Below are 25,521 nucleotides of genomic sequence, written 5' to 3'. Positions count from 1 at the left end.
CGGCGGTGACGGTCTACGTCGATGACGCAGTGCATGCCTGGCGCGACCAGCGCTGGGCGCACCTGATGGCCGACACCCTGGCCGAGCTGCACGCCATGGCGGCGCAGCTCGGCATCCCCCGCCGGGCCTTCCAGAACAAAGCCAGCGGCGCGCACTACGACGTCACCACCGAGCTGCGCGCACAGGCGATCGCACTGGGTGCCGTGGCCATTTCACGGCACACGGACCGCGCACAGGTGAAAGCGGTGATCGCCAACGCGCGGGCACAGTACCGGCCGTAGGCCGCAGCGCCCCCCACCTGGCATGGCCCGGCGCTACTTTGCGTGCCGGGATGGGGTAGCGCCGGGCCATGCCCGGCGAACCGGGATGACGCTCAGAACGGGTCGCTGCCCAGGCGGATTTCCACGTTCAGCAGCGAGCACAGCGCCAGCATGGCGTCATCGTCACGGGTCAGTGCCATCCAGCCGGTGAAACCCGCGCTGCCGGCATCCACGCTCCACAGCGTGTAGTTGTGCTCGCGCAGGCGGTCGAAGGCGGTGGACATCAGCTGCACGCCATCCAGGTCTTCGGTGAAATCCTCATCGTCCAGGTCGCCGCCCCAGTCAAGCTGCAGGTTGAAGCGCGCGGACAGCTCGTTCACCGCCGATATCAGCGTTTCCAGGTCATCCCGCTCCACCTCGAAGCCGGATTGCCAACCGATCGCGGACAGCAGTGGCGGCAGCCAATCGGCGTCTGCCTCCAGCGGTTCGCCGGCTTCGGCCAGCAGCTCGCGCCAGCGGTTGAACTGCTGCAGCGCCAGCTCCTCGTCGCCCGGGTTGATCAGTACCAGCAGATTCCAGACCCGCGCTTCGAAGCCATCCTCATCGAAATCATGGACGTCCTCCTCGAAGTCGAAGTAGTCGCTGTTGTCGGGCATGGCGGGAACTCCTTGGGGCAGGCCGGCATTCTACGGTTTATCCTGTATCGCTGAAGCCGGCCTTGGTGGCCGTCACTGTGAATGATGCGATGAGCGATACCCCTCCCGACCACCTGGCGATCAATCCGGCCAGCCCCTTCCATGATGCGCAGGCGCTGGAGCGCGGCGTCGGCGTGCGCTTCAACGACGTCGAGCGCGACAACGTCGAGGAATACTCGGTCAGCGAAGGCTGGATCCGCGTGCAGGCCGGCAAGGCCCGTGACCGTCGCGGCAACCCGATGACAATCAAGGTCAAAGGCAAGGTCGAGGCCTACTTCCTCGACCAGAAGCCGGCCTGACGGAGCCCGGGGTCAGATCCCTTTCCGCGGAAAAGGGATCCGACCCCGATGCACAGGGCCGGTCACTCGCGCTTGCGCGACTCCAGCAGATCCAGGTTGCGGATCAGGCGCCTCGAGATCTCGTCGGAGATCACTCCGCGCCGGGTGAGGCGGAACAGTTCCTCGCGCTCGGCATTGAGGCCGGCGCTGCGCAACTGGCGATAGCCCTCCTCCATCCGCTTCACCTTCTCCGGATCCACGTCCGGGTTCTCGCGATCCAGGTGCCGCTGATACAGCAGGCTGACCCGCGAGGCCGCGTCGTTGTACAACTGCACGTTCTCGGTGTTCTGGTTCAGCACCAGCTGCTGCCGCTTGCGCTCCACCCCGGCCAGCGCCGCCTTCGAGGACAACCGGCGGGCCAGATCCTCTTCCTTGCGCTCACCGGAGTCGGCCGGCAACTGCAGGCCCTTCAGCAGCTGCGGCAGCGCCACGCTGGCGCCGACCAGCGAGAACAGGATCACCGCTGCAGCCAGGAAGATCACCAGGTCGCGTGCGGGGAACGGGCTGCCATCGGGCAGGAACAGTGGCAGCGTCAGCACGCCGGCCAGGGTGATCGCACCGCGCACGCCCGCCACCGAGGTGGCCACCACGATGCGCCAGTTCGGCGCCTCGCCCCGCTCCAGGCCACGCCGACGCGCACGCAGCAGGTTCCAGCGCAGTGACAGCCACACCCACAGCAGGCGCAGGGCGATCAGGCTGGCATTGATCACCAGCACGTACACCAGCAGCCACCACGCGCTCTGGTGACCGGTCTCGTTCATCGTGGTGGTTGCACGCTCGACGATGCCCGGCAACTGCTCGCCCAGCAGCACGAACATGATGCCGTTGAAGCTGAACTGCAGCATGTTCCACACGCCCGCGCGCTGCACGCGCATGCTGCCGGAAACACGGCCGGTCATTTCCACGTAGCTCATCGAGATGCCGGCCGCGACCGCCGCGAGGATGCCCGAGGCATTGATCTCTTCGGCCAGCAGGTAGGCCGCGAACGGGATCAGCAGGTTGACCAGCATCGCCGCACCCGGCTCTTCACCGAAACGGCGCCACAACCAACGCTGGAAGGTCGACACGCCCAGCGTCACCGCCACGCCCACCGCCAGGCCCGCCACCGCCACCCACAGGAAGGTCAGCGAAGCGGTGGCCAGCGAGAAGGTACCGGTCATCACCGCCGCCACCGCGAAGCGGAAGCAGACCAGACCGGAGGCGTCGTTGAGCAGTGATTCGCCCTCGAGGATGTGCATCAGCCGCTTGGGAATGGGAGCCTTGGAGGCGATCGCTCCAACGGCCACCGGATCGGTCGGCGAAACAATCGCCGCCAGCGCGAAGCACACCGCCAGCGGCATCACCGGGATCATCCAGTGGATCAGCAGGCCGGCGCCGATGACGGTGAACACCACCAGGCCGAACGCCAGCTCGAGAATCGCGCCCTTGTCGCGGAACAGGCCCTGCTTGGGGATGCGCCAGCCGTCAAGGAACAGCAGGGGCGGCAGGAACAGCAGGAAGAACACTTCCGGCTCCAGCGCATGGCCGCGGTTGAACACGCCGGCAATGACCGCGCCCAGACCGATCTGCACCAGTGGCAGCGGCAGTGAGAACGGCAGGACGCGGACGAGGTATCCGCTGGCGACGACCGCCACCAGCATCGCCAGCACGACTTCAATGGTATGCATGCTTCTTCCAGGAAGCGGCGCGCGGGGGGCATGAAGCCAGCGCCGGAAACCCGGAAAAAACTACCACAGGCGACTGCGGCTGCGACAACCGCAGCGATGCTGCGTCAGCACAGGCTCATGCCCCGTCGAAGCGGTAGATGTCCATCGCCAGGAAGCCGCCATCGACGCCGGCATCGATGCGACGTGCGCCGAAGCGGTCTTCACCGGCCGCACCCATCGCAAAGAACAGCGGCAACAGGTGTTCATCGGTGGGATGGGCGCGTTCGGCGAACGGTGCCTGCCGGCGGTAGTCCAACAGCGCCGGGCGATCATCGGCCGCCAGCCGCTGCTCTACCCACTCGATGAACGGCCGCACATAGGGCGCTTCCTTGCCGTCCTGATAGTCGCCCCAGTCGTGCAGGTTGTGGGTGATGCTGCCCGAGCCGACCAGCAGCACGCCCTGTTCGCGCAGAGGTGCCAGCGCGCGGCCCAGCGCAAACTGGTGCGCAGGCCCCAGCAACGGCTGGATCGATACCGGCACCACGGGAATGTCGGCCTGCGGACGCAGCAGGCGCAGCGGCACCCAGGCGCCGTGGTCGAGACCACGCTGGGTATCGATGGCCACCGGCAGGCCCGCCGCGGCGATGCGCCCGGCTACGTCTTCGGCCAGCGCCGGATCGCCCGGTGCCGGGTACTGCAGTTCAAACAGCGCGCGCGGGAAGCCGCCGAAGTCATGGAGGGTCGGCGGTTGCGGGTGGGCGCCGACCAACGGCTGCCGCCCCAGCCAGTGGGCCGAGGCGATGACGATGGCGCGCGGCGTGGGCAGGTCGCGCGCCAGTTCGGCCAGGCGCACGCCCACCTCGCCCGGCTGCAGCGCAGTCATCGGTGAACCATGCGAGATGTACAGCGAAGGCAGGCGGGACATGGAATTCTCCGTTTGCAGTATCAGCCAGCGCTCAACGCGAACGCAGGGTCCAGCGGCCGTCACCGACCAGGAACAGCACCACCAGCGCCAGCGCCCAGAAGGCCGGGTACTCCCAGCCACCGCCAGCATTGGCAAAGCCGAAGCCGTTCGCGCCGTGCACGGTGACGATGGTGCCCAGCAACAGGGGCACCCCGGCCAGCCCGACCCAGCGCGCGTAGACACCGAGCAGCAGGGCTGCGGAAATCACCAGTTCTGCCGCGAGGGTGAGGTAACCCAGCACACCCGGCAGACCGAGCGACTCGAAGAACGCCGCGGTGCCGGCCGGGGTGAACACCAGCAGCTTGGTCAGCCCATGGATCAGGAACAGGACGCCGAGGGCCAGGCGTAGCAGCGTCGCGCCATAGGGCGCCAGCGGGGGAGCGGAAGCAGCAGAGGTCGTCATGGCGGGGCCTCGAAAGGGAAGAAGCACAGCTTATTGCGCCGACCGATGCCGATAAATACGATGATTCGACCGTATTTATTTCATAAGGCGCAACAATGGACACTCTGGACGCCATGCGTGTGTTCGTGGCCGTGGTCGAGCGCAATGGCTTCAGTGCGGCCGCCCAGGCACTGGATATGTCCACCGCCGGCGTCACCCGGCAGGTTGCGGCGCTTGAGAAGCGCCTGTCGACGCGGCTGCTCCACCGCACCACCCGCCGGGTCAGCCCGACCAGTGCCGGCGCCGCCTACTACGCGCAGTGCGTGCGCCTGCTGGCGGAGTTCGACGCACTGGAGGCCAGCATCGGCGCACAGGCACTGGAACCGTCCGGCCTGCTGCGCATCAATGCGCCGGTCAGCTGGGGCATCGCCCGTCTCGGCCCGCTGCTGGCCGGCTTCCGCGAGCGGTTCCCGCAGGTGGAACTGGACCTGGCCCTGTCCGACCGCCTGGTGGACATGGTCGAAGAAGGCTACGACGTGGCCATCCGCATCACCCGCGAGCCCGGGCCCACGTTGATCGCGCGTCGCCTGGGCGAATCGCGGGTCAGCCTGTGCGCGGCGCCCTCCTACCTGGCTGCGCACGGCACGCCGGCCACGCCGCAGGCACTGCAGGATCACGCATGCCTGGGCTACAGCTACTGGGCCGGCGGCGACCAGTGGCCACTGCACGGCCCCGGAGGCGACGTCCAGGTCACGGTGAACAGCGTGCTGCGCGCCAACAACGGCGACGTGCTGCGCGAGGCGGCCATTGCTGGCATGGGCGTGATCCTGCAACCGGATTTCCTGCTCCAGGAGGCGCTGGCCGACGGCCGCCTGGTGCGCATCCTGCCGGACTGGGAAGCGGCGCCGATCGGCATCTTCGCCGTCTACACCAGTCGCAGCCACCTGGCGCCGAAGGTACGCAGCTTCATCGATTACCTGGTGGAGGCCAGGATCTGACCGCGCCACCGGACAACACCCGTGACACGCGGGCGCAAGGCCGTGCCCGGCGAGCCGCAACATGGGCTAGACAGCGACCTCGTCCAGCATGCCGATGATCCGCTCCAGAGGGGCCGGACGTCCCAGCAGGTAGCCCTGCACCTGGTCGCAGCCGTGCGCGGCCAGCCAGTCGAGCTGCCCCGGCGTTTCCACGCCTTCGGCAATGATGGTCAGGCCCATGCTGTGGCCCAGCGACAGCAGCGCCCTGCAGATCGATGCGTTGCGCGGATTGGTCTCCACGTCGGCGACGAAGCTGCGGTCGATCTTGAGGATGTCCAGCGGCAGGTGCTGCAGGTAGGACATGCTGGAGTAGCCGGTACCGAAATCATCCAGCGACACGCAGATGCCCTGCTCGTGCAGGCGCTGCATGGTCTGCATCGCCTGCGCCGGCTTGCGCATCAGGCTGCTCTCGGTCAGCTCCACATGCAGCGCGCCGCGGGCCAGGCCGAAGTCCTGCTGGGCACGGGTGAACTCGGCCACCAGGTCGCTGTTGAAGAACTGCACGGCCGACACGTTCACCGCGATCGGCAGATCGCCCCAACCCGCCTCCACCAGGCGCCGCTGCGCCTGGGCCGCCGCACGGATCACCCAGCGCCCCAGGGCCAGGATCAGGCCGGTGTCCTCGCACAGCTGGATGAACTCGTTGGGAGGAATGAAGCTGCCATCGGCCTGCGGCCAGCGCAGCAATGCCTCCAGTGCCGCCGGACTGCCGTCGCTGGCGTGCCGGATCGGCTGGAAGTACAGCTGGAACTCGCTGTCGATCGCCGCATGGATGCGCCCGGCCAGGCGCAGGCGATCAGCCAGGCGCGTGGTCACCGCAGCGTCGAACCAGGCCACCACATCCCCTTCGGCGCGCGCGGCGTGCGCCGCCTGTGCCGCCATGCCGATCACCTGCTCGGCGCTGTGGCCATCATCTGCCGTGTGCACCGCCACGCCGATGCGCGGCTCGAACTGGTGCAGCGAATCCTTGCCACGCATCGGTGCCGACACGATCTGCAGCAGATCGTCGAGTACGCGCCGGGTGTCATGCGCGGCGCCGATGGCGAACACGAAATCTTCCGCCGGCTGGAAGGCCAGCGCGCCGTAACGTGCCGCCAGCACAGCCAGGCGCGAGGCCATCGACTGCAGCACCGCATCGCCGATCTCCCGGCCCAGCGTGTCGGCCACCAGCTGCAGGCCACGCAGCTGCACGAAGGCGATGGTATAGCCCTCCGCCTGGGCATCCAGCTGCTCGGTCAGCGCGCGCACGTTGAGCAGCCCGGTCGCCGGGTTGTGCCGCGCCTGGTAAGCCAGGTCGCGCTCATAGGCCATCCGCTCGCTGACATCCTCGGCCAGTACCAGGCAGGCCGGCTGGCCATCGAAATCCAGCCGGGACAAATGCGCGCGCACTTCGAACACACTGCCATCCTTGCGCCGGTGCAGGCGCACGGCAGCATCGGGAAGGTCGCCCACGCGCGCCCGCGCGATGGCTCCCTTGACCTCGTCCCACCCTTCCCGCGGCCGGATGTCGAGGATGCTCATGGTGAGGAATTCCTCACGGCTGTAGCCGTACTGCCGCACGGCCGCATCGTTGACCTCGATGAAGCGCAGCGTGTCCGGATCGAACACCCAGAACGGCGCAGGATTGCGGTCGAACAGCAGGCGGAAGCGCCGTTCGACCTGGTTCATCTGTTCACGGGCCTGATACCGCTCGCTGAGATCGGTGAGCGCGCCGATCATGCGCCGCTGGCGATCGGCCACCGGCACGCGCTGGCCCCGCGCGCCGACCCAGCGCACCGCACCCCCCGGCAGCACCAGGCGGAATACCTCATCCATCACCGCGTTGCCGGCAAATGCCTGGTCAAACGCCTTCTGCAGCCGTGCGGCATCATCGCGGTGCACCCGGGCAAAGAAATCGGCCACCGGCAGCGCGTCGGTCTGTACGCCGAAGATCTCGCGTGCCAGCGGTGACCAGCGCAGCAGTGCAGCGTCCTCATCGACGTACCAGGTGCAGACCCGCCCGACCTGGTGGGCCAGCCGCAGTTCCGCATTGCCGGCCTGCAGTTCCTCGGCCATCGATTGCTGCCGGCGGATCGTTCGCCGGACGGCGAACAACAGCACCAGCAGCACGGCCACATAGACCAGCACGATGGCCACCGATGCCTGCAGGTAGGGCCACCACGGCGCCAGCACGTCCTTTTCGGCCAGGCCCACCTGCACCGCCAGCGGGTTGCGCTCCAGCGTACTGATGGTGGTGATGCGCGGCACGCCATCGACCACGCCGGGCACGTTCCCCAGTTCGATCACCGCCTGCCTGCCGAGCAGATCGCGCCCGGGCAGCGCGTAGCGGTGGCCGACCGTGCCATGCGGATCGGGCACGCGCGCCAGCATGTAGCCTTCGGCATCACTGATCGACACCAGGCCGTTCGGGCCCACGTCCAGCCCGCCGATGATGCGCTGCAGTTCGCCGCAGCGCAGGCGCGCCAGCAGCCAGCGGTCGTCGTCCAGCGGCAGCGCCAGCGGCACCACCCAGCCATCATCGCTGCCCCGCTGCGGCGGCCCGATGTACAGCGCACTGCCAGGGCCGCGCCGTTGCGGATCGGTCCACAGGGGCAGCTGCAGGTCGCCCTGGCCCGCGGTCAGCGCACGTCCGTAGCTGTCGAGCACCACGATGCTGTGCAGCTCGGCGTGCCGTTGCAGCACGCCGGCCACGGCCGCATCGAGCAGCCGCGGTGCCTGTGCCGGCACGCTCCGGAACAGCTCGGCGGCGTCGGCGGAAATGCCGCCCATCGCCCGCTCCAGATTGCGCAGCTGCAATGCCAGCAGGCGCTCGCTGCCGACCGCCAGTGCCCGGCTTTGCCGCTGCGCCGCTTCCAACCGCCGATGATGGTCATTGACCAGCATCATCGCCAGACCGGCCACCAGCAGCACGCCCAGCACCACCCCGCCCCAGGTGATGGCGCGCAGTGGCCGGGCCAACGCGCGTTTCAGCGCGGGCATCGGTGGGTGTTCCCTGTCCAGTCGGCTGGCTTCATGCGCGAACGATTCCTCCACATCCCCGACCTCAGCGGCCGGCGACTGCCATTCTTGACCGCCGGGCCCGCCACGCCGGATCACCGCCCTGCGTCCGCGCAGGGGTCCGGCATGCAGCATGCACCACGGCGGTGACGGCGTGAAGATCGCCGCACCGCGTTCAGCCAGATCGTGCACAGCCTTGCGCCACAACGGTGCGACCCATCGCATCGGAGCGGATTAGACTTGGCGTTTTCCCGCCGCAAGAGAAGTCCATGTCCAAGCTGCGCCGTCCCACCCTGGCACTGGCCATTGCTGCCAGCCTGTCCCTGGCCGCCTGCGACCGCGCCGCCGATCCGGCGGCCAGTACCGCCGCGCCGGCCGCATCCGCCCCCGCAGCCGCCAAGCCGATGCTGGGCAGCTTCGGCTTCGATGCCAGCGGCATGGATCGCAGCATCGCCGCCGGCGACGATTTCTTCGGCTTCGCCAATGGCACCTGGGTGAAGAACACCGAGATCCCCGCCGACCGCTCGCGCTTCGGCAGCTTCAACGTCATCGCGGAGAAGACCCAGGCCGACACCCGCGCCATCCTCGAAGGCGCTGCCGGCAATGCCCAGGCCAGCGGCGAGGACAAGCTGATCGGCGACTACTACGCCGCGTTCATGGACGAGGCCGGCATCGAGCAGCGCGGTATCGCACCGGTGCAGCCGCAGCTGAAGGCGATCGATGCGATCACTGACAAGGCCGGCCTGGCCCGCGCGCTGGGCGGCGACATGCGCGCCGATGTCGACCTGCTCAATGCCACCAACTTCTACACCGACCGCCTGTTCGGCCTGTGGGTCTCGGTCGATCTGCTGCAGCCGGACCGCACCGCGCCATATCTGGTGCAGGGCGGACTTGGCATGCCCGACCGCGACTTCTATCTGGGCGACGGCCGCATGGCCGAACTGCGCAAGCAGTACCAGGCCTATATCGCGCAGCTCCTGCAGCTGGCCGGCAGCGCCGACCCGGCCGGCAAGGCGCAGCGCATCGTTGCGCTGGAAACGAAGATCGCGCAGGCGCACGCCACCCAGGAAGAAACCAACGACGTGACCAAGGGTGCCAACCCCTGGACCCAGGCTGACTTCAACGCCAAGGCCCCGGGCATGGACTGGACCGCCTTCCTCGATGCCGCTGCACTGGGCAAGCAGCAGGACTTCATCGTCTGGCAGCCCAGGGCGGTGGCCGGGCTGTCCAGGCTGGTGGCCACCGAGCCGCTGGAGGTCTGGAAGGATTACCTGGCCTTCCATGCGCTGGATCGCGCCGCGGCGTACCTGCCGAAGAAGTTCGCCGATGCCCGCTTCGCCTTCCACGGCACCGCGCTGAGCGGCACGCCGCAGCAGAGCGATCGCTGGAAGCGCGCGGTGGATGATGCCAACCACGCCGTCGGTGAGGCCATCGGCAAGCGCTATGTCGAGAAGCACTTCGACGCCAGGACCAAGGAGCGCGCGGACGAAATGGCGAAGAACATCATCGCCGCGTTCGCCAGGCGCATCGACGCGCTGTCGTGGATGTCGCCGCAGACCAAGGCCAGCGCCAAGGCAAAGGTGGCCGGCCTGACCGTGGGCATGGGGTATCCGGAAAAATGGCGCGATTACAGCGGTCTGGAAATCCGCCGCGACGACCCGCTGGGCAATGCACAGCGCGCCGAGCTGTTCGAGTACCAGCGCAACATCGCCAAGCTGGGCAAGCCGGTCGACCACGGTGAGTGGGCGATGCTGCCGCAGACCATCAACGCGATGAACGTGCCGCTGGAGAACCGCCTGGTGTTCCCGGCCGCGATCCTGCAGCCGCCGTTCTTCGATGGGGCCGCCGATGATGCGGTGAACTACGGTGCGATCGGTGCGGTGATCGGCCATGAGATCAGCCACGGGTTCGACAATGCCGGCGCGCTGTTCGACGAGACCGGCAAGCTGCACAACTGGTGGACCGCCGAGGACCTGAAGCAGTTCAACGCCGCCGGCGACGCGCTCGCGGCCCAGTTCAGCAGTTACGAGCCGTTCCCCGGCGTGCACGTCAACGGCAAGCTGACGCTGGGCGAGAACATCGCCGACGTCGCCGGTCTGGGAACGGCGTACGACGCCTACCAGCTGTCGCTGCAGGGCAAGCCGGGCCAGACCCTGGAAGGCTTCACCCCGGACCAGCGCTTCTTCCTCGGCTTCGCCCAGGCATGGCGCAGCAAGAGCCGCGAGCAGGCGCTGCGCAATTCGCTGCTGACCGACGTGCACGCGCCGGGCCAGTTCCGCGCGCTCACCGTGCGCAACATCGACGCCTGGTACCCGGCGTTCGAGGTGAAGGAGGGCCAGAAGCTGTACCTGGCCCCCGACAAGCGGGTCAAAGTCTGGTGAGATGAGGGAAACGGGCGCCGCGAGGCGCCCGTTTTCATCCGCACCGGGCCTGGCAGGCTGCGCGGTCGGTGCCGATTCAGGCCGAAGACGAGGCCGATTGCCGGGATCCCTGCTCATCCCCGGTTTCATGTGCGCCCGCAGCACGTTTCACCCTGCGACATCCTGTCGCAGGGTGCGGGCACTGTGCTGCATCGCACAAAACTTCACCCGGCCGGACAAGACCCTTACGCCGCTTGGCGTTCCGCCCATTGCACCGCTCGCTGGAAGTGCTAGAACTGAACCCGCCACACCGTCCAACGCTGATCGACGCACGTTCCACAAGGAGCCAGCCATGATTGCTTTGTTCAAGGGTTTGGGAATTCTGCTTCGCGACAACGAGCTCTACAGCAGCCCGTTCGACAAACAGGTCGCGCACTGGCGCAATCTCAGCGAGCAGCAGATCCGCGATGAAGTGGCGGTGCTGGCCCAGGCCAAGTGCCAGTGGCTGATCGCCTCCATCATCGGCTGGCAGGCGGCGTCGCTGGTGATTCTGGGCCTGATCGCCAACTACCTGTGGCGTGACGACTTCCATATCACCTTCACCCGCGTGGTGATCGTGTTCGGCTCATGGGTCTCGATCCTGTTCGTGATCTGGTTCATGGCCAACATGTTCGACCAGCAGGCCGGCTTCGAGCGCTGGATGAAAGCCTTCAACAGCCGGGCCCGCATCAGTTCCAAGGCCGACAGCGTCGAGCATGTGGCCGAGGCGCTGGACCTGGCCGAGCACTACCCGGAAGTGCTGGACTACAAGCAGGCGGTCACCGCCAGGCGCGAGCTACGCCATGAGGACATCCGCATCATGACCGAGATCGGACGGATGAAGCAGCACTCCGAACTGGTCGGGCGGCTGAACCATGTAGGCGAAACCGAACACCATCACGAACTGACGCTGCAGCCTGCCTACTGACCCTTGCGGAAAACGGGGGGGTCCACAATGCCACCGTGATCACTCACGGTGGCATTGTTCTATCGGGTCCTGGCTGACGCATTGGTGGAAGCCCTCGGGCAGGCCTCGCATGGTTTCGGTTTGGCCTACGGCCACCGAAAAACGCCGCAGGGGCGGCGTGGCGCAGGTGGCCTCGGTGCTGCAGGCCGGGTCCAGCACGAGATAGTGGCACCTGCCACTGCTGCTGGCGATGCACTGGAACCGCGCCTGACCATCAACGACGGTGCCCTTGCTGTACAGCGTGTCCACGCCGTTGGCGCGCGCGCGGGTAATCGAGGAATTGCTGGATTTTTCGCAGCCGGCCAGTGCCAGCAGCACAGCACACACAAGCAGCAGACGGGGCATGGTCATTCCTCGGGGCAGATGCAACGTCGCGGCTACATGCCGCGGAACAGGCTCATGAAGGGCTGGCTGACCACCAGCGTTTCCGGCCGCTGGCGCAGGCGCAGCACACCGCGCCCGGTATCGTCGCGGCTGACCGCGGCGACCGATTTCATGTTGACGATGGTCGAGCGGTGGATCTGGCGGAAGTGCTGCGGATCGAGCACTTCCAGCAGTTCGCGCAGCGGGGTGCGCAGCAGGCTCTCGCCGGCGGCGGTGATCACGGTGGTGTACTTGTTGTCCGCGCGGAAGTAGACCACGTCCTCCAGCATGATCAGCTGGGTCTCGCGGCCATTGCTGGCGGTGATCCACGCCAGCGGCGGGCGGTCACCGTTCTGTCCCGGTCCCAGGCGCTGCAGCAGGCGTTCCAGCACCGCATCATCGTGGCGCGTGGAGGGCAACCGCGCCAGGATGCGCTCGCGCGTGGCCAGCAGGCGCTCATCGCTGACCGGCTTGAGCAGGTAGTCCATCGCACCCTGTTCGAAGGCATCGATGGCGTACTGGTCGTAGGCGGTGACGAACACCACCTGCGTGCGCGGGCTGAGCTCGGACAGTGCACGCGCGACCTCGATGCCGGTGATGCCCGGCATGCGGATGTCGAGGAACGCGATGTCCGGCTGCTTCTCGGCCAGCTGCTCCAGTGCACTGGCGCCGTCTTCGCACTCGGCCACCAGCTTCAGCTCCGGCCACAGCCGGCGCAGCTGGTCCACCAGCGACTGCCGCAGCAGTTCCTCGTCCTCGGCAATCAGGGCTTCAAGCGACATGGCTGCGCTCCTTGCTGGATGGCGGCAATGTCATGGTCGCAGCAACGCCGCTGGGGAAATTGGCGACGATCGCTACGCCGGACTGCTCGCCGCAGGTCAGGCGCAGCCGCTCGCGCAGGTTCTTCAGGCCAATGCCGGTGCCACTGGTGGTGCCTTGGCTGAAGCCGAGCCCATCATCGGCCACGGTCACCGTCACGTGGTCGTCGAAGCCGCGCGCCAGGATCCAGATCGTTCCACCTCCGGGCTTGGGCTCCAGGCCGTGCTTGATCGCGTTCTCGACCAGCGTCTGCAGCGCCATCGCCGGCAGCTTCACCGCATGCAGTTCCGGCGGCACCTGCACCTCCACCGCGAGCCTTGCGCCCATGCGGATCCGCAGGATCTCCAGGTACGCGCGGGTACGCTCCAGCTCCACGCCGAGGGTCGACATCGATTCGTCCACCTGCGGCAACGAACTGCGCAGGTACTGGATCAGGTGCCCCAGCATCTGCTCGGCCCGCGCCGGATCGGTGCGGGTCAGCACCTGGGCATTGGCCAGCGTGTTGTACAGGAAGTGCGGCTCGACCTGCGCGTGCAGCAGGTTCAGGCGCGCCACCGACAGCTCCTTTTCCACCTGGGTCTGCTCCGCGGCGGCCTGCTCGGTGCGGCGCTGGTCGGCCACCCGACGGCTGATCGCACGGGTGACCGCTTCGGCATTCTCGTAGTTGCTGCCTTCGTCCAGCGCCAGCAGATCGGCCCACCAGCCCGCATCGGGCTCGAACAGCAGGGTGACGGTACTGGTGCCCTGCCCGGGCGTGACCGTGGCCAGCACGCCGTTGCGCTTGATCGCCAGCCGCGCGGGCAGGTTCCAGCGCGAGGGCTGGCGGCCGTTCCAGGGGTCGACGCGGCGCACGTAGGCGCGCACCTGCAGGCTGCCGGCCGCGCTTTCCACGTCCTCCACCCGGGGCAGCTCGGCCACGGCCGCCTCGACCACGGCAAAGGCCTGGCCGGCATCCATCGGCAGTTCCACCTGCCGACGCTGGCGCCCGGACAGCGTGCTCGCGTCCAGGCGCCCGGCCACCAGCCAGACCCGGCGCACATGGCTGATCGCACTGCCCAGCGCGGTAATCATCAGGAACATCGCCAGCAAGCCGAAGATCCAGCCCGGGCCATCGTTCATGCCGCTGAAGATGCCGCTCCAGACCATGCCGGCCACGACCAGCGCCGCGGCCCAGGCCAACAGATGACGGAAAATGAGAGTGAGGCTGGCGAACACGGCGGCGCCTTGGTGAAAGGGGTAAGCCGAGCATAGGGCGGCCTGCCCGGCAGACAAGCGGCCTGCGACGAAGTGCGGGAAAGCCGCGATGGAACCCCTCACGGAAACGCCGGGCGTGGCCCGGCGCTACCGGGGGGCGGGGCAGCGCCCCGCCTTCCCTTACTTCCGCTGCCCCGCGCTTTCGTCACGCACGGCGCGGAACGACTCGTCCTTGCTCCAGTTCGGCCAGCTGCGCGAGTTCGCCAGCTGGTTGCCCAGGGTGTACAGCACCTCCAGGTCGCGGGCGGCGCCGGCGAACACCCAGTCCGGCTGCCACTCGTCGCCCTGCTGGTGGTAGCGCTTGGCGGTGTAGTCCTCCGAGGCCTTCCTGCCAGCAGCCACGCCCCCGTCCACCCAGTCCTGTCCGGCCGACCAGGACAGCGCCGGCACGCCGCGCTTGGCGAACGGGAAATGGTCAGAGCGGAAGAACAGGCCCGCTTCCGGCTTCGGATCGGGCGTATAGCGGATGTCCCAGCCCTTGGCCACCTCTTTCAGCTGGTCCAGCAGCTCGAAGCGCGCGGCACCGTAGATGCCGAAGTCGCGCGAGGGGCCGAACGGCGCCATGCCATCCATGTTGATCACCGCCACGGTCTTCTCCAGCGGATACAACGGGTGGGTCGCGTAGTACTCCGAACCCAGCAGGCCCTTTTCTTCGGCGGTGACCGCCAGGAACAGCAGCGAGCGCTGCGGCTGCTTGCCCTTGGCGAAGCCACGGGCCAGTTCGATCAGCGAAGCGGTGCCACTGGCATTGTCCAGCGCACCGTTGAAGATACGGTCGCCGCGGGCATCGGGCTCGCCCACGCCGATGTGGTCCCAGTGGGCGCTGTAGATCACGGTCTCGTCCGAGTGGCTGCTGCCTTCCAGCCGCGCCGCCACGTTGTGCGAGGTGATCACCTCGGTCTTCACCGCATACTTCGCGTCCAGGCTGGCGCCGGTCAGCGTGACCGGCGTGAAGTCGCGCTGCTGCGCCTTCTTCTTCAGTGCCTCGAAATCCTGGCCGGCCGCGCGGAACAGGTCCACGGCCAGGTCGCGCTGGATCCAGCCTTCCAGCAGAGGGTGACTGTCGGCCGGGTTGTCGCGCACCACATCGAACATGGTGTTGGTGTTGGAGCCGGCGACCGTGGCCCAGCCGTACGAGGCCGGTGCGGTCTCATGCACGATCAGCACGCCCAGCGCGCCCTGGCGTGCGCCTTCCTCGTACTTGTAGGGCCAGCGGCCGTACCAGGTCATGCCCTTGCCGTCGAAGTCGCCCTTGCCGGTCTCGAAGTCCGGGTCGTTGATCAGCACGACCGCGATCTTGCCCTTCAGGTCCACGCCCTTGAAGTCGTCCCAGTTGCGCTCCGGTGCCTTCACGCCGTAGCCGAGGAAGACCAGCGGCGCCTTGCTGATGTCCACCGTGCTGGCGCCGTTCATGGCCGCGCGCACGGCGATCTGCTTGCCCTGCTCCAGCGCGATGGTCCTGTCACCCTGATGCAGGGCCAGCTGCGGCGTCCCCACGATGTCGCCCTTGCGCAGCGGCACGGCCTGGGTCCACAGGCGCTTGCCATCCTTCAGGTCGCCGCCCGGCTGCAGGCCGGCGTCGGCAAACTGCTTGCTCAGGTAGGCGATGGTCTTCGCTTCGCCCGCCGTGGCCGGCGAACGGCCCTCATAGGCGTCCGAGGCCAGCTCCTTCACGTCGGCGGAAATCCGCGCGCCATCGAATTTCGGCGTGGCCGCCATCAGCGCGCCCGACACCGACAGGGCCAGCACGCCCAGTGCTACTCGCTTCATTGCTCTCTCCAGCAGGGAAATCCCCGCCGAGTGTACAAAAGGGGCCCGACGGATTTAAGGCGCTTTTGGCACTGTCGGATGGGCCCGCGCCAGCAGGTGATCGCGTTCGCGCACGTTGTCGGTGAGCGCGGCAGCGGCCTGGAACGCCTGCCGGGCGTCTTCGACCCGACCCAGGTGCTGCAGCACTTCACCACGGACGACCTGCAACGGTGCGTAGTCACGCAGACGGTCGTCGGAGAGCAGCGGCTGCAGATGCGCCCAGGCAGCGAACGCGCCCTCACTGCGCAGGATGGCCACCACCCGGTTCAACGCCACCACAGGCGAAGGCTGGATCTGCAGCAGCCGCGAATACAGCCCGGCGATGCGCGCCCAATCGGTCTGGTCGGCCTGGCGCGCCGTTGCGTGGCACTCGGCAATGCAGGCCTGCAGCACGTAGGGATCGTCGCTACCGCCGGCCGACAGCGCGCGCGCCAGCGCCTGCCGCCCGCGTTCGATCTGCAGCCAGTCCCAGCGTGCGCGGTTCTGCTGGTCCAGCAGCACCGGCCGGCCCTGCGCATCCACCCGCGCCGCGGCGCGCGACGCCTGCAGTTCCATCAGTGCCAGCAGTCCCAGCACGGCGGCGGCCGGCATGCGGTGGGCGAGAATGCGCGCCAGGCGAAGCGCCTCCTCGCACAGCGCTGGTCGCATCCAGTCATCGCCGGCACTGGCGGCATAGCCTTCGTTGAACACCAGGTAGATCGCTTCCAGCACGGAGGCCAGGCGCGCGGGCAACGCTTCGGCACGCGGCACTTCATAGGGCACCTGCTTCTGCGCGAGCGTGCGCTTGGCGCGCACCACGCGCTGGGCGATGGTCGGTTCCGGCTGCAGGAACGCGCGCGCGATCTCGCTCGTGGTCAGCCCGCCGAGCAGGCGCAGGGTCAGCGCCACGCGCGCGTCGGCGGGCAGTACCGGATGGCACGCCACGAACATCAGGCGCAGCAGATCGTCGCCAAGATCGTCTTCCAGCGCGGTGCTGTCGTCCGGTGCCGGCAGCGCGGCCGGATGCAGTGCCTCGCCCCACTGCGCATGCTGCTGCGCCACCCGCTGGTGCTGGCGCAGTACATCGATGGCCCGGTTGCGCGCAGTGGTCATCAGCCAGGCTCCAGGATTGTCCGGGATGCCCTGCTCCGGCCAACGCTCCAGCGCGGCCAGCCAGGTGTCCTGGGCCAGTTCCTCGGCACGGCCGACATCACCGCCGAGCAGCCGCGCCAGGCGCGCTATCAACACTGGCGATTCCATCCGCCAGAGAGTCTCCAGGCGCTGGGTCAGGGCGGGCTCGTGCATGCGCCGATCACAGCATGCACGATCCCGCCGCACAAGCACCGGCAGTCACGCTTCGACGATGGGCCTGAAACCGCCCCAGAACATCCGCCGGGTATCGAACGGCATGTCCTTCGGGCCGATGCCGGCCAGGCGCGGATCGGCCATCACCTTCGCGTTGATGCGGTCACGTGCCGCACGCGATCGGAACACCACGAAGGCCACGATCACGGTCTCGCCCGGCTTGGCCTTCACCGCACGCGGGAACGAGGTCGACGTGCCGGGTTCCACGTCGTCGGCCACGCATTCCATGTACTGAAGCGCACCGTGATCCTTCCACACCGCACCGGCCTTGCGGGCAAGGCGGCGGTAGGCCGCGACCTTGTCCTCGGGGCACGGCAGCACATAGGCATCGACGTAAGCCATGAGCGTTCTCCTGTCGTCGGGCGTGGCCGCTCAGCCCGGCTCGCCGTCCATGTGGGCGATTTCCCAGAGATGTCCGTCCAGGTCCTGGAAGCCACGCTGGTACATGAAACCATAGTCGCGCGCCGGCTGCGGTTCAGTGGCACCGGCGGCAAGTGCCTTGTCCACCATCACGTCCACTGCGTTGCGGCTGTCGGCGGACAGGCAGGTGATCACCTCGGTCTGCGCCTGCGCGTCGGCGATCGCCTTGGTGGTGAACTGCTGGAAGAACGGCTTGACCAGCAGCATCACGAAGATGCTGTCGCTGACCACCATGCAGGCCGCGTTCTCATCGGTGAACGCCGGGTTGAAGCGGTAGCCCAGTGCGGCGAAGAAGGCCTTGGACTTGTCCAGATCCTGCACGGGCAGGTTGACGAAGATCATCTGCGGTTGCGGTGTGCTCATTGCTCAGGTTCCCTGGGAAATGGAAAGAAGGCGGGCGATCAGGGCTGCTTCATGCAGTTGACCATCCACGGCTTGCCGTAGCGATCGGTCAACATGCCCCAGCGGTGCGCCCAGAACGTCTCGGCGATCGGCATCTGCACCTGGCCCCCATCGGCCAGCGCGGCGAACACGCGCTCGGCCTCCTCGATGCTGTCGACATCGACATTGATGGTGGTCGAGCCGCCTTCGCCGGCACCGGGGCCGTCGGCGGCCATCAGGATGGCACTGCCGATTTCCAGCTGGCTGTGGGCCACGTGGTCAAGGGTGTCGGCCGGCATCTCGTTGCACCCCGGCGAGCCGTCGGAGGGGGGCATGTCGCGGTACTTCATTTCCGAGGTGACCTGGCCACCCAGGGCCTTGGCGTAGAAGGCCATCGCCTCGTGGGCCTGGCCGCTGAAGCCAAGGAAGGGAATCAGTTTCATCGGGGTGCTCCGTTCGGTTGAAGATGTCGAGTGTTCGCGGCGTGGCGGGGCTCAGCCTTCGAGCTGCTCGCGCAGACGCTGTTCCTGCTGCTGTAATTCGGGGGTGAAGGCTTCGCCGAAGTCTTCGGCGGAGATCAGCGGGCGCACCTCGAGCGTGCCACCACTGCCAAAGGGGGCGCGGCTGGCCCATTCCACGGCCTCGTCGAGCGAGCGGACGTTCCACAGCCAGAAGCCCGCGATCTGGTCGGCGACGGGCGCGAACGGGCCGCTCTCGACCTGCGGTCCGCCGCCGCCGAAGTGAATGCGGCGGCCACGCGCGGTGGCATGCAGGCCTTCACCGGCCAGCATGATGCCGGCGGCAACCAGCTGTTCGTTGTAGGCGCCCATGGCCGTCAGCTCCTGCTCGCTGGGCAGGCGTCCAGCTTCGGAATCGGCGTTGGCTTTGACGATCACCATGACTTTCATGTGGGTCTCCCGTGGGACGCAGGTGCGCGCCCTTCACTGTTACAACGAACGAGGGGACGGGGAATCGACAAATTCTCAAAGTTTTTTTTGGGGGGACCGGGGACCGGTCTCCCGCGCTGCAACATGCCCCGGCGCAAACCTGCGCGATCATGCAGGTCCGCCCCGCCCCGCCAGGATCGCGCCATGCAGCAGTACCTGCTTCTGATCTACATCGAACCTGCCTTGCTGCAGGCCCTGCCGACCGAGGCGTTCAACACCTTGATGCGCGACTGCCTGGCCCACGCCGACAGGCTGCAGGCCGAAGGCACGCTGCTGCTGGCGCAGAAGCTTCAGCCGGTGGATACCGCGCAGACCCTGCGCGTCCGCGATGGCCACAGCCGGGTGCTGGATGGCCCGTTCGCCGAAACCCGCGAGCTGCTGGCCGGCTTCAATCTCATTGTCGCGCGCGACCGTGACGAGGCGATGCGCATCGCGCGCGAGTTCCCGTGGGCACGGTTCGGCAGCATCGAAGTGCGCCCGCTGGAGGACATGGACGCCGAGCGTGTGCGCTGTGGCGCCCCGCCCGCTATGGCAGCAGCCGTACTCTGACCTCGCGCTTGCCGATGCCCTCGTTGCCGCTGTAGTCGCGCACGCTGGCACGCACGATGTAGTCCCCCGGCGGCAGGGCAGCCGGCTGCCAGCGACCGGTCTCCATCAGGCCATCGCGCACGGTGTTGGTGACCAGGTAGCGGAAACGGGTGACGGCGCTGCCGTGCACCGTGATGCCGCTGTCCGGTGCGTAGGCAACCTTCACGGCGGCATTCTGCGGCGGCATGCGGTTGAACACGATGTTCCAGCGCGGCTGCTCGTAGCCCTGCAGCGGCCGACCGGCCGCATCCAGGATCTGGTAGCCCACCTGGTACGCGCCCAGCCTGCGCCGGGCCAGGTTGTTGTCGACCTGGTCCCAGGCCTCGACCACGATCTGCACGCCCCGTCCCTGCCGCGCGACCATCACGCTGCCGTCGCTCCCCGCCGTCATCGGCTGGTCGTTGGCGTCCAGCAGCGCCACCTCGGTGATGCGCGGCGCGAAATGATCGGCGAAGTTCCGGAACCCCAGCGCGACCGCGTTGGTTTCAAAGCCGCTGGTACCCACCGCCAGATGCACGTGCGCCTGGCTGTTGATGCTGCCCAGGCGATCGCCCACGTGGATGCGCGTGCCCCGGCGCACGCGGATGCGTTCCAGCGCGCCCTGGTCGTCATACAGCGCCTGCCAGCGCGCGTCGAACGGTTCCCCGCGCGGCGTGCGGCCCACCCGCATGTGGATGTACTTCAGCCGGTCCACCGCCAGCCCTTCGCCCTGCCCGCCCAGGCTCCAGCTGGCCACCGGGCTGCTGATCTTGCCCTCGGCAATGGCCAGCACGGTCTGGCCGACATCGCCGCGCACATCGAAGCCGCCGTGCAGATGGTGCCGGCTCTCACCCCTGAAATTACCCCGCACCTCGCCCAGCGTGCCGACCACTTCGTGCCAGCCCTCCTGCGGTGCCAGCGGCCAGCGCCCGGCCGTGTCCGGCAGCGCTGCGTCAGCGGCGGGTCCAACCAGCGCAGGGGCCGGAAGCTCGCCCACCGGCAGCGGCCGCAGCCGATGCAGCCGGTATCCGGCCGCGTCGGCCACCAGCAGGCTGCCATCCGCATCCAGCGCCAGGCCGCTGGGGCGCGCCAGCCGCGGCAGCCGGTCATTGCCCACCAGTGCGATCTGGTGGCCCTGTGCGGTGACCTGCACCACGCGTCCCTCAAGATCGCCCACGTACAGCACGCCATCATGGGTCGCGGTCAGCGACAGCGGCCCGTTGATGACCCCGCCACTGCCGACCCACGTGCTGACCGTGCCATCGGCACCGACACGACGCACCGCGTTGTTGAACAGATCCGCCACCAGCAGGACCCCGTGCGCGTCGAAGGCCAACGCCACCGGTGTATCGAACCGCGCCTCACCTCCTGCCGCGTCGATGAAGCCGGGCCGATCGCCCCCGGCGAGGGTGCGCACACTGCCGTCGGTGCCGATCACCCGGATCCGGTCGTTCCAGGTATCGGCCACGTAGATCTGCCCCTGCGCATCCAAGGCGATACCCATCGGCGCATCGAAACGTGCCTGCGCGCCGGGACCGTCGGCGTATCCCTGCTCGCCGCCGGCCACCGTGGTCACCTGGCCATCGACGCCAATGCGGCGGATCGCATGGTTGCCGGTGTCGGCCACGTACAGATTGCCCTGTGCATCGGCGGCGATGCCGGACGGCGTGTGGAAGCGTGCCTGCAGTGCCGGGCCATCGACGCGACCTTCGCCCTGCCCGGCCACGGTCTCGACGCGGCCATCGGGCAGGCGGCGGCGGATGCGGTTGTTGTCGCCGCCATCGGTGAAGTAGACGCTGCCATCGGCCAGCCGCAGCAGCGCGTAGGGATCGGCGAAGCGCGCCTGCGCGGAGGCGCCATCCCGATCGCCCGGATGGCCGTCACCGGCCAGCAGTTCGATCTGCGCGGTCCATGCCAGCGGCGTCGGCGCCGGTCCCGCAGGTGTCTCGGGGTGGGGTTCGTCCGGCAGCCAGAAGGTCGCTGCCAATGCACCGGCGGTTGCCACCGCAACCGCCGCCATCCAGTATCGCCGCGCCATCGTGTTCCATCATTCAACGGGGAGCGACGAACTTAGCCAGTAGTGCCACCAATGCCAACCCGCATCGGCCTCAGCCGCACGCTCGGGTGCTGTTGCAGCGCGCACTTTGATTTCGTCAGGCCAGGCATCGCTGTGCTTCAGCGGCCCTACCCTGCGCTCGCACAGCGCAGCCTGGTTGGCCGGCTCCAGCGCGGTGTCGAGCAGCAGCGCGTCCGCGAACAGCTTCCAGTCGCCATCCTGCATGTAGGACGCTACCGCATGGGGATGCGATCTCAGCGCGGGCTGCGGAAACGCGACGGCCCACACCTGCTTTCGCCCGTGCGATTCGCTGCTGCGCAGGTCGCGCCGTACCGCTGCGCAGGAATAGCGGATGTGGGTGGCCATGCAGGTGTTGCCCGCCATCCTGCACGACCCCAGCCGGCGGCCCTTGCCGGTGGCGAAATCGTGCCGGCTCAGGCCCAGGATCAACCGGTCGGGGATCGTGCCGAAGGTCTGCTCCAGGCGCGGATGATGGTAGTTGGCCATCGCCGTCGGCGGCTGCGCCGGCACCAGCATGGCCATGCGCAGGTTGCGCAGCGGCGGGAATCCATAGCCATCCAGACCGGCAGCGCGACGGTAGTAGGCGTCCTGCATGCCGCGCAGCGGCGAAGAGCCGTTGCCCAGTGCGTTGTTCATCACGTACGCACCCGAGCTGTGGGTGAACACCCGCAACGGCATGTCCGTGTTGTCCACACCCGCCAGCACCCTGCGCAGCTCCAGTCCCACGTAGGGCCCGTTGAGCTGGGCGGCCCCCCAGATCAGGAACGCGTTGCCATGCATGCCATCCCAGTACACGCGCACGAATGACAACGTCTGCCCGCTGGCCGCCCCGCGCTCGCGGAAATCACGCTCCACCCGTTCGTACCAGGCGGCTGCCTCGCGGTAGTCGTTGTTGTAGCCGTGCACGAGCAGCACCACCACACGGCCGTCCTCCGCCGCACGATCCAGCTGCTGCGAGGCGCGCGCACGCAGCACCTGCTGGATCTGCTGCCAGGTGTCGGTGAAGGCGGCGTCGGGCGTCACCCCGGTATCGGCAAGCAGGCTGCGCCACGCCGCTGCCGAGGCGGCACCTGGCACTGCCGACTGCTGGTAGAGATGCCGGAGCGTCGCGAACTCCGCCGACGACGGGCGTGCCCCTTCCAGCATCTGCTTCACCGGCACCGCTACGCTGGCTGCAGGGTAGAGACTTCCCTCACGGTCCAGGAACAGCGCGGTTGCGTCCTGTCGTCGTTCGGCATCGCGATACAACACGTTCTTGCTGGCACAGCCATTGCATGCGATCGCGAACAACAATGCCGCGACCACGCTCCTGATAGGCTTCATGCACATCCCCCTGTGGATTCGATGCTGCAGGCCGGATCGTCCCTCGACGCCCGGGCCGGCGCTCCCCCGCCCACCCGTGCAGCGCCATCCTGCCGCGGCCGAGGGGCGCCCACAATCACCGTCCGACGAGTGGCTACTTTGCCGGCACCTCGATGCGGATGCCCATCGCCTCGCGATAGCGCGTGTACAACGCCATCACCTTGTCCACGTAGGCCAGCGTTTCCGCGTAGGGCGGTACGCCCTTGTAGCGGGTCACCGCGCCGATGCCGGCGTTGTACGCGGCCGCGGCAAGCGTGCGGTCGCCGTTGTAGCGGCGCAGCAGCGCGCGCATGTAGCGCGCGCCACCGTCGATCGACTGCTGTGGCGAGAACGGGTCGCTCACCCCGTACTCCAGTGCGGTCTCGGGCATCAGCTGCATCACGCCCTGCGCGCCCTTGCTGGACACCGCCAGCGCGTCGAAGTTGCTTTCTGCGTGGGCGATGGCACGCAGCCAGGCATCATCAACACCGGTCGCCTTCGCTGCCGCCCTGAACTGCCGCGCGTGCGGTGCCAGCTGCGGCTTGCCGACCCGGCCCAGGCCCTCATGCGCAGGCTCGCCCGGCGGCGTGGCCACGGTGAATTTCAGGAACACCCGCGAGCCCGGCAGATTGCGGGTGGAATAGACCAGCCGGCCGTCCTGCTCACGTTCGTACAGCACGCCGCTGAACACCCCCATGTTGCCCCACAGGTTCGGGGTCTGGATGGCGTTGTCGTCGATATCTCGCGCGGTGCAGCGCGAACCGGGTTCCGGCGCGGTGGCCAGGCTGACGGTGTTGCCCTGCACGCAGCGGTACACCGTGCGCGCAGCCGCCGTCCCGGCCCACAGGAGGGACAGCAGCATCAGCGCAGCGAGGACGGGGCGGCGGGTCATGGCGGCCGGATCATCCGGCCGCCCCCGCTAACGATGGGTGAATGCGGTGGCGGCCGCGCCCCTAGCGGGCCATCCGGCTGCGCAGCGCGTAGCCCACGCCCAGCAGCACGAACCACGCCGGGCTGGCGATCAGGGCCTGGCGGGTATCGGCCTGCAGGCTCAACAGGACCAGCACGCCCGCGAAGAACACCAGGCACGCCCAGCACATCGCCACGCCACCGGGCATCTTGAAGATCGAGGCCTCGTGGCGCTGCGGGTAACGGCGGCGGTAGACCATGTAAGCCACCAGGATCAGCGACCAGACGAAGATGAAGAGCACCGTCGCCAGCGTCGTCACCAGGGTGAAGGCGGTCACCAGATTCGGGATCAGGTAGATCAGCAGCGTGCCGCCCAGCAGGCACAGGCAGGAGAACAGCAGCCCGCGGGCCGGCACCGCCGCGCGCGACAGTTTCGACAGGCCGCGCGGCGCGTGGCCTTCTTCCGCCAGGCCATACAGCATGCGGCTGGTGGAGAAGATGCCGCTGTTGGCCGAGGACGTTGCCGAGGTCAGCACCACGAAATTGATCAGGCTGGCGGCGGCAGGGATCCCGGCCAATACGAACAGCTGCACGAACGGGCTCTTGTCCGGCACCACCTGCCGCCACGGCGTCACTGCCATGATCGCCACCAGCGCAAGCACGTAGAAGATGATGATGCGCACCGGGATCGAGTTGATCGCCTTGGGCAGGTTGCGCTCCGGGTCGGCGGTTTCAGCGGCGGTGGTTCCCACCAGCTCGATGCCGACGAAGGCGAACACCGCGATCTGGAAACCGGCAAAGAAGCCGACCAGTCCCATCGGGAACATGCCACCGTCGTTCCACAGGTTGGCCAGCGAGGCGGTGTGCCCGCTGGGCGAGGTGAAGCCCCACGCCACCAGGCCGGCGCCGGTGATGATCAGCGCGCAGATCGCCACGATCTTGATCAGCGCGAACCAGAACTCCATCTCACCGAACAGCTTCACTGTCACCAGATTCAACCCCAGCAGCAACAGCACGCACATCAGTGCCGGAATCCACGCATCCAGGCCGGGGAACCAGAACTGTGCGTACGCAGCGATGGCGATGACATCGGCGATGGCGGTGACGATCCAGCAGAACCAGTAGGTCCATCCACAGAAGAAGCCGGCCCAGGGCCCGAGCAGATCGGTGGAAAAATCGATGAAGGATTTGTACTGCAGGTTGGACAGCAGCAGTTCGCCCATTGCGCGCATGACGAAGAACAGCATCGCGCCGATGATCAGGTAGACGAACACGATGGACGGCCCGGCCAGGCTGATGGTCTTGCCCGATCCCATGAACAGACCGGTGCCGATGGCACCGCCGATGGCAATCAGCTGAAGGTGGCGGTTGGACAGGCTGCGGCGCAGATGCTCGGGGGGCTGGGCAGGGTCGGTCATGGCGCGGAATCGGCGGGCGAAGCGTCCGACGGTAGTCCTCCCGGGCCGGTTGCGCCAGCTGGGGACGGGCTGAATCCGGCAAAGTTGGCCGCTTTCACCACAATGTGACCGAATACCTGATTCGTCCCATTCCGCCCGGCGCGGCGGCATGCTCAGATAGCCGCATCTGCCCAAGGATCGGCCCGAC

At 67.8% G+C, this 25,521-nt stretch carries 24 protein-coding genes; 6 read left to right on the top strand and 18 right to left on the bottom strand.

Annotated features, from left to right (window positions below):
• Window positions 1-5 precede the first annotated feature (5 nt).
• Complete coding sequence (locus IMX13_RS14785; RefSeq protein WP_111186594.1) at window positions 6-281, top strand: DUF4031 domain-containing protein; 276 nt, start codon at window positions 6-8, stop codon at window positions 279-281.
• 92 nt (window positions 282-373) lie between these two features.
• Here the strand turns inward: IMX13_RS14785 and IMX13_RS14780 are convergent, their stop codons facing one another.
• Window positions 374-916, bottom strand: a complete 543-nt coding sequence (locus tag IMX13_RS14780) for a hypothetical protein (protein ID WP_053520273.1) — start codon at window positions 914-916, stop codon at window positions 374-376.
• 89 nt (window positions 917-1,005) lie between these two features.
• Between IMX13_RS14780 and IMX13_RS14775 the strand changes: the two genes are divergently transcribed.
• Window positions 1,006-1,254, top strand: a complete 249-nt coding sequence (locus IMX13_RS14775; RefSeq protein WP_053520274.1) for a DUF3297 family protein — start codon at window positions 1,006-1,008, stop codon at window positions 1,252-1,254.
• 62 nt (window positions 1,255-1,316) lie between these two features.
• Here IMX13_RS14775 and IMX13_RS14770 read toward each other — a convergent pair whose 3' ends face one another.
• The 3 genes from IMX13_RS14770 to IMX13_RS14760 all read right to left on the bottom strand — a co-directional run bounded on the left by IMX13_RS14770 (window position 1,317) and on the right by IMX13_RS14760 (window position 4,306).
• On the bottom strand, window positions 1,317-2,960 hold the full coding sequence (locus IMX13_RS14770; protein ID WP_193396631.1) for a Na+/H+ antiporter: 1,644 nt from the start codon (window positions 2,958-2,960) through the stop codon (window positions 1,317-1,319).
• Window positions 2,961-3,075: 115 nt separating this feature from the next.
• Complete coding sequence (locus tag IMX13_RS14765; protein ID WP_193396630.1) at window positions 3,076-3,864, bottom strand: class III extradiol ring-cleavage dioxygenase; 789 nt, start codon at window positions 3,862-3,864, stop codon at window positions 3,076-3,078.
• 31 nt (window positions 3,865-3,895) lie between these two features.
• Window positions 3,896-4,306 carry a DoxX family protein gene (locus IMX13_RS14760; protein WP_193396629.1) on the bottom strand — a complete coding sequence of 137 codons (411 nt, stop codon included), beginning with the start codon at window positions 4,304-4,306 and terminating at the stop codon, window positions 3,896-3,898.
• Window positions 4,307-4,401: 95 nt separating this feature from the next.
• On the opposite strand from IMX13_RS14760, the gene IMX13_RS14755 reads away from it, so the two are divergent.
• Window positions 4,402-5,283, top strand: coding sequence for a LysR family transcriptional regulator (locus IMX13_RS14755; RefSeq protein WP_193396628.1), 882 nt, complete (start codon window positions 4,402-4,404; stop codon window positions 5,281-5,283).
• Window positions 5,284-5,349: 66 nt separating this feature from the next.
• Here the strand turns inward: IMX13_RS14755 and IMX13_RS14750 are convergent, their stop codons facing one another.
• Window positions 5,350-8,301, bottom strand: coding sequence for an EAL domain-containing protein (locus IMX13_RS14750; protein WP_227255456.1), 2,952 nt, complete (start codon window positions 8,299-8,301; stop codon window positions 5,350-5,352).
• A gap of 287 nt (window positions 8,302-8,588) precedes the next feature.
• On the opposite strand from IMX13_RS14750, the gene IMX13_RS14745 reads away from it, so the two are divergent.
• Together IMX13_RS14745 and IMX13_RS14740 are read left to right on the top strand one after the other, a co-directional pair.
• Window positions 8,589-10,700 (top strand): M13 family metallopeptidase, encoded by a 2,112-nt coding sequence (locus IMX13_RS14745; protein ID WP_074901982.1) that lies wholly within the window; start codon window positions 8,589-8,591, stop codon window positions 10,698-10,700.
• A 331-nt stretch (window positions 10,701-11,031) separates the two neighbouring features.
• Entirely contained in the window at window positions 11,032-11,646 is a 615-nt protein-coding gene (locus tag IMX13_RS14740) for a hypothetical protein (protein WP_053518857.1), read from the top strand.
• A 39-nt stretch (window positions 11,647-11,685) separates the two neighbouring features.
• On the opposite strand, the gene IMX13_RS14735 is transcribed toward IMX13_RS14740, so the two are convergent.
• The 9 genes from IMX13_RS14735 to IMX13_RS14695 all read right to left on the bottom strand — a co-directional run bounded on the left by IMX13_RS14735 (window position 11,686) and on the right by IMX13_RS14695 (window position 18,983).
• Entirely contained in the window at window positions 11,686-12,030 is a 345-nt protein-coding gene (locus tag IMX13_RS14735) for a hypothetical protein (RefSeq protein WP_053518860.1), read from the bottom strand.
• A 32-nt stretch (window positions 12,031-12,062) separates the two neighbouring features.
• Entirely contained in the window at window positions 12,063-12,830 is a 768-nt protein-coding gene (locus IMX13_RS14730; protein ID WP_193396627.1) for a LytTR family DNA-binding domain-containing protein, read from the bottom strand.
• Window positions 12,820-14,082, bottom strand: a complete 1,263-nt coding sequence (locus tag IMX13_RS14725; protein WP_193396626.1) for a histidine kinase — start codon at window positions 14,080-14,082, stop codon at window positions 12,820-12,822. The genes IMX13_RS14730 and IMX13_RS14725 overlap by 11 nt, the downstream gene beginning before the upstream one ends.
• Window positions 14,083-14,241: 159 nt before the next feature.
• Complete coding sequence (locus IMX13_RS14720) at window positions 14,242-15,891, bottom strand: M28 family metallopeptidase (RefSeq protein ID WP_193396625.1); 1,650 nt, start codon at window positions 15,889-15,891, stop codon at window positions 14,242-14,244.
• A gap of 54 nt (window positions 15,892-15,945) precedes the next feature.
• Window positions 15,946-17,214, bottom strand: a complete 1,269-nt coding sequence (locus tag IMX13_RS14715; protein WP_053518849.1) for a sigma-70 family RNA polymerase sigma factor — start codon at window positions 17,212-17,214, stop codon at window positions 15,946-15,948.
• Between the two features lie 45 nt (window positions 17,215-17,259).
• Window positions 17,260-17,616 carry a DUF1428 domain-containing protein gene (locus IMX13_RS14710; RefSeq protein ID WP_053518847.1) on the bottom strand — a complete coding sequence of 119 codons (357 nt, stop codon included), beginning with the start codon at window positions 17,614-17,616 and terminating at the stop codon, window positions 17,260-17,262.
• 30 nt (window positions 17,617-17,646) lie between these two features.
• Window positions 17,647-18,057, bottom strand: coding sequence for a VOC family protein (locus IMX13_RS14705; protein ID WP_193396624.1), 411 nt, complete (start codon window positions 18,055-18,057; stop codon window positions 17,647-17,649).
• Window positions 18,058-18,095: 38 nt separating this feature from the next.
• A complete protein-coding gene (locus IMX13_RS14700) occupies window positions 18,096-18,518 on the bottom strand; it encodes a VOC family protein (protein ID WP_065182537.1) in 423 nt (140 codons plus the stop codon).
• Window positions 18,519-18,569: 51 nt separating this feature from the next.
• Window positions 18,570-18,983 (bottom strand): YciI family protein, encoded by a 414-nt coding sequence (locus IMX13_RS14695; RefSeq protein WP_111186600.1) that lies wholly within the window; start codon window positions 18,981-18,983, stop codon window positions 18,570-18,572.
• Window positions 18,984-19,166: 183 nt separating this feature from the next.
• Here IMX13_RS14695 and IMX13_RS14690 point away from each other — a divergent pair, with 183 nt between their 5' ends.
• Window positions 19,167-19,571, top strand: a complete 405-nt coding sequence (locus IMX13_RS14690) for a YciI family protein (protein WP_193396623.1) — start codon at window positions 19,167-19,169, stop codon at window positions 19,569-19,571.
• Here the strand turns inward: IMX13_RS14690 and IMX13_RS14685 are convergent.
• The 4 genes from IMX13_RS14685 to cycA all read right to left on the bottom strand — a co-directional run bounded on the left by IMX13_RS14685 (window position 19,549) and on the right by cycA (window position 25,334).
• On the bottom strand, window positions 19,549-21,627 hold the full coding sequence (locus tag IMX13_RS14685) for a gluconolaconase (RefSeq protein WP_193396622.1): 2,079 nt from the start codon (window positions 21,625-21,627) through the stop codon (window positions 19,549-19,551). The two genes, IMX13_RS14690 and IMX13_RS14685, sit on opposite strands and share 23 nt — an antisense overlap.
• Window positions 21,628-21,636: 9 nt before the next feature.
• Window positions 21,637-22,989: a hypothetical protein gene (locus IMX13_RS14680; RefSeq protein ID WP_193396621.1), complete on the bottom strand. Its 1,353-nt coding sequence runs from the start codon at window positions 22,987-22,989 to the stop codon at window positions 21,637-21,639.
• A gap of 133 nt (window positions 22,990-23,122) precedes the next feature.
• Complete coding sequence (locus IMX13_RS14675; protein WP_065182540.1) at window positions 23,123-23,899, bottom strand: lytic transglycosylase domain-containing protein; 777 nt, start codon at window positions 23,897-23,899, stop codon at window positions 23,123-23,125.
• A 61-nt stretch (window positions 23,900-23,960) separates the two neighbouring features.
• The gene (gene cycA / locus IMX13_RS14670) at window positions 23,961-25,334 is read right to left on the bottom strand and encodes a D-serine/D-alanine/glycine transporter (RefSeq protein WP_180875803.1); all 1,374 of its coding nucleotides are present in this window, start codon (window positions 25,332-25,334) and stop codon (window positions 23,961-23,963) included.
• Between the last annotated feature and the right edge of the window lie 187 nt (window positions 25,335-25,521).

Origin of the sequence: Stenotrophomonas sp. B2 (assembly GCF_014947095.1) — a bacterium.
Taxonomy (GTDB): Bacteria; Pseudomonadota; Gammaproteobacteria; order Xanthomonadales; family Xanthomonadaceae; genus Stenotrophomonas; species Stenotrophomonas maltophilia_P.
This window is presented reverse-complemented; position numbering and strand designations above follow the sequence as displayed.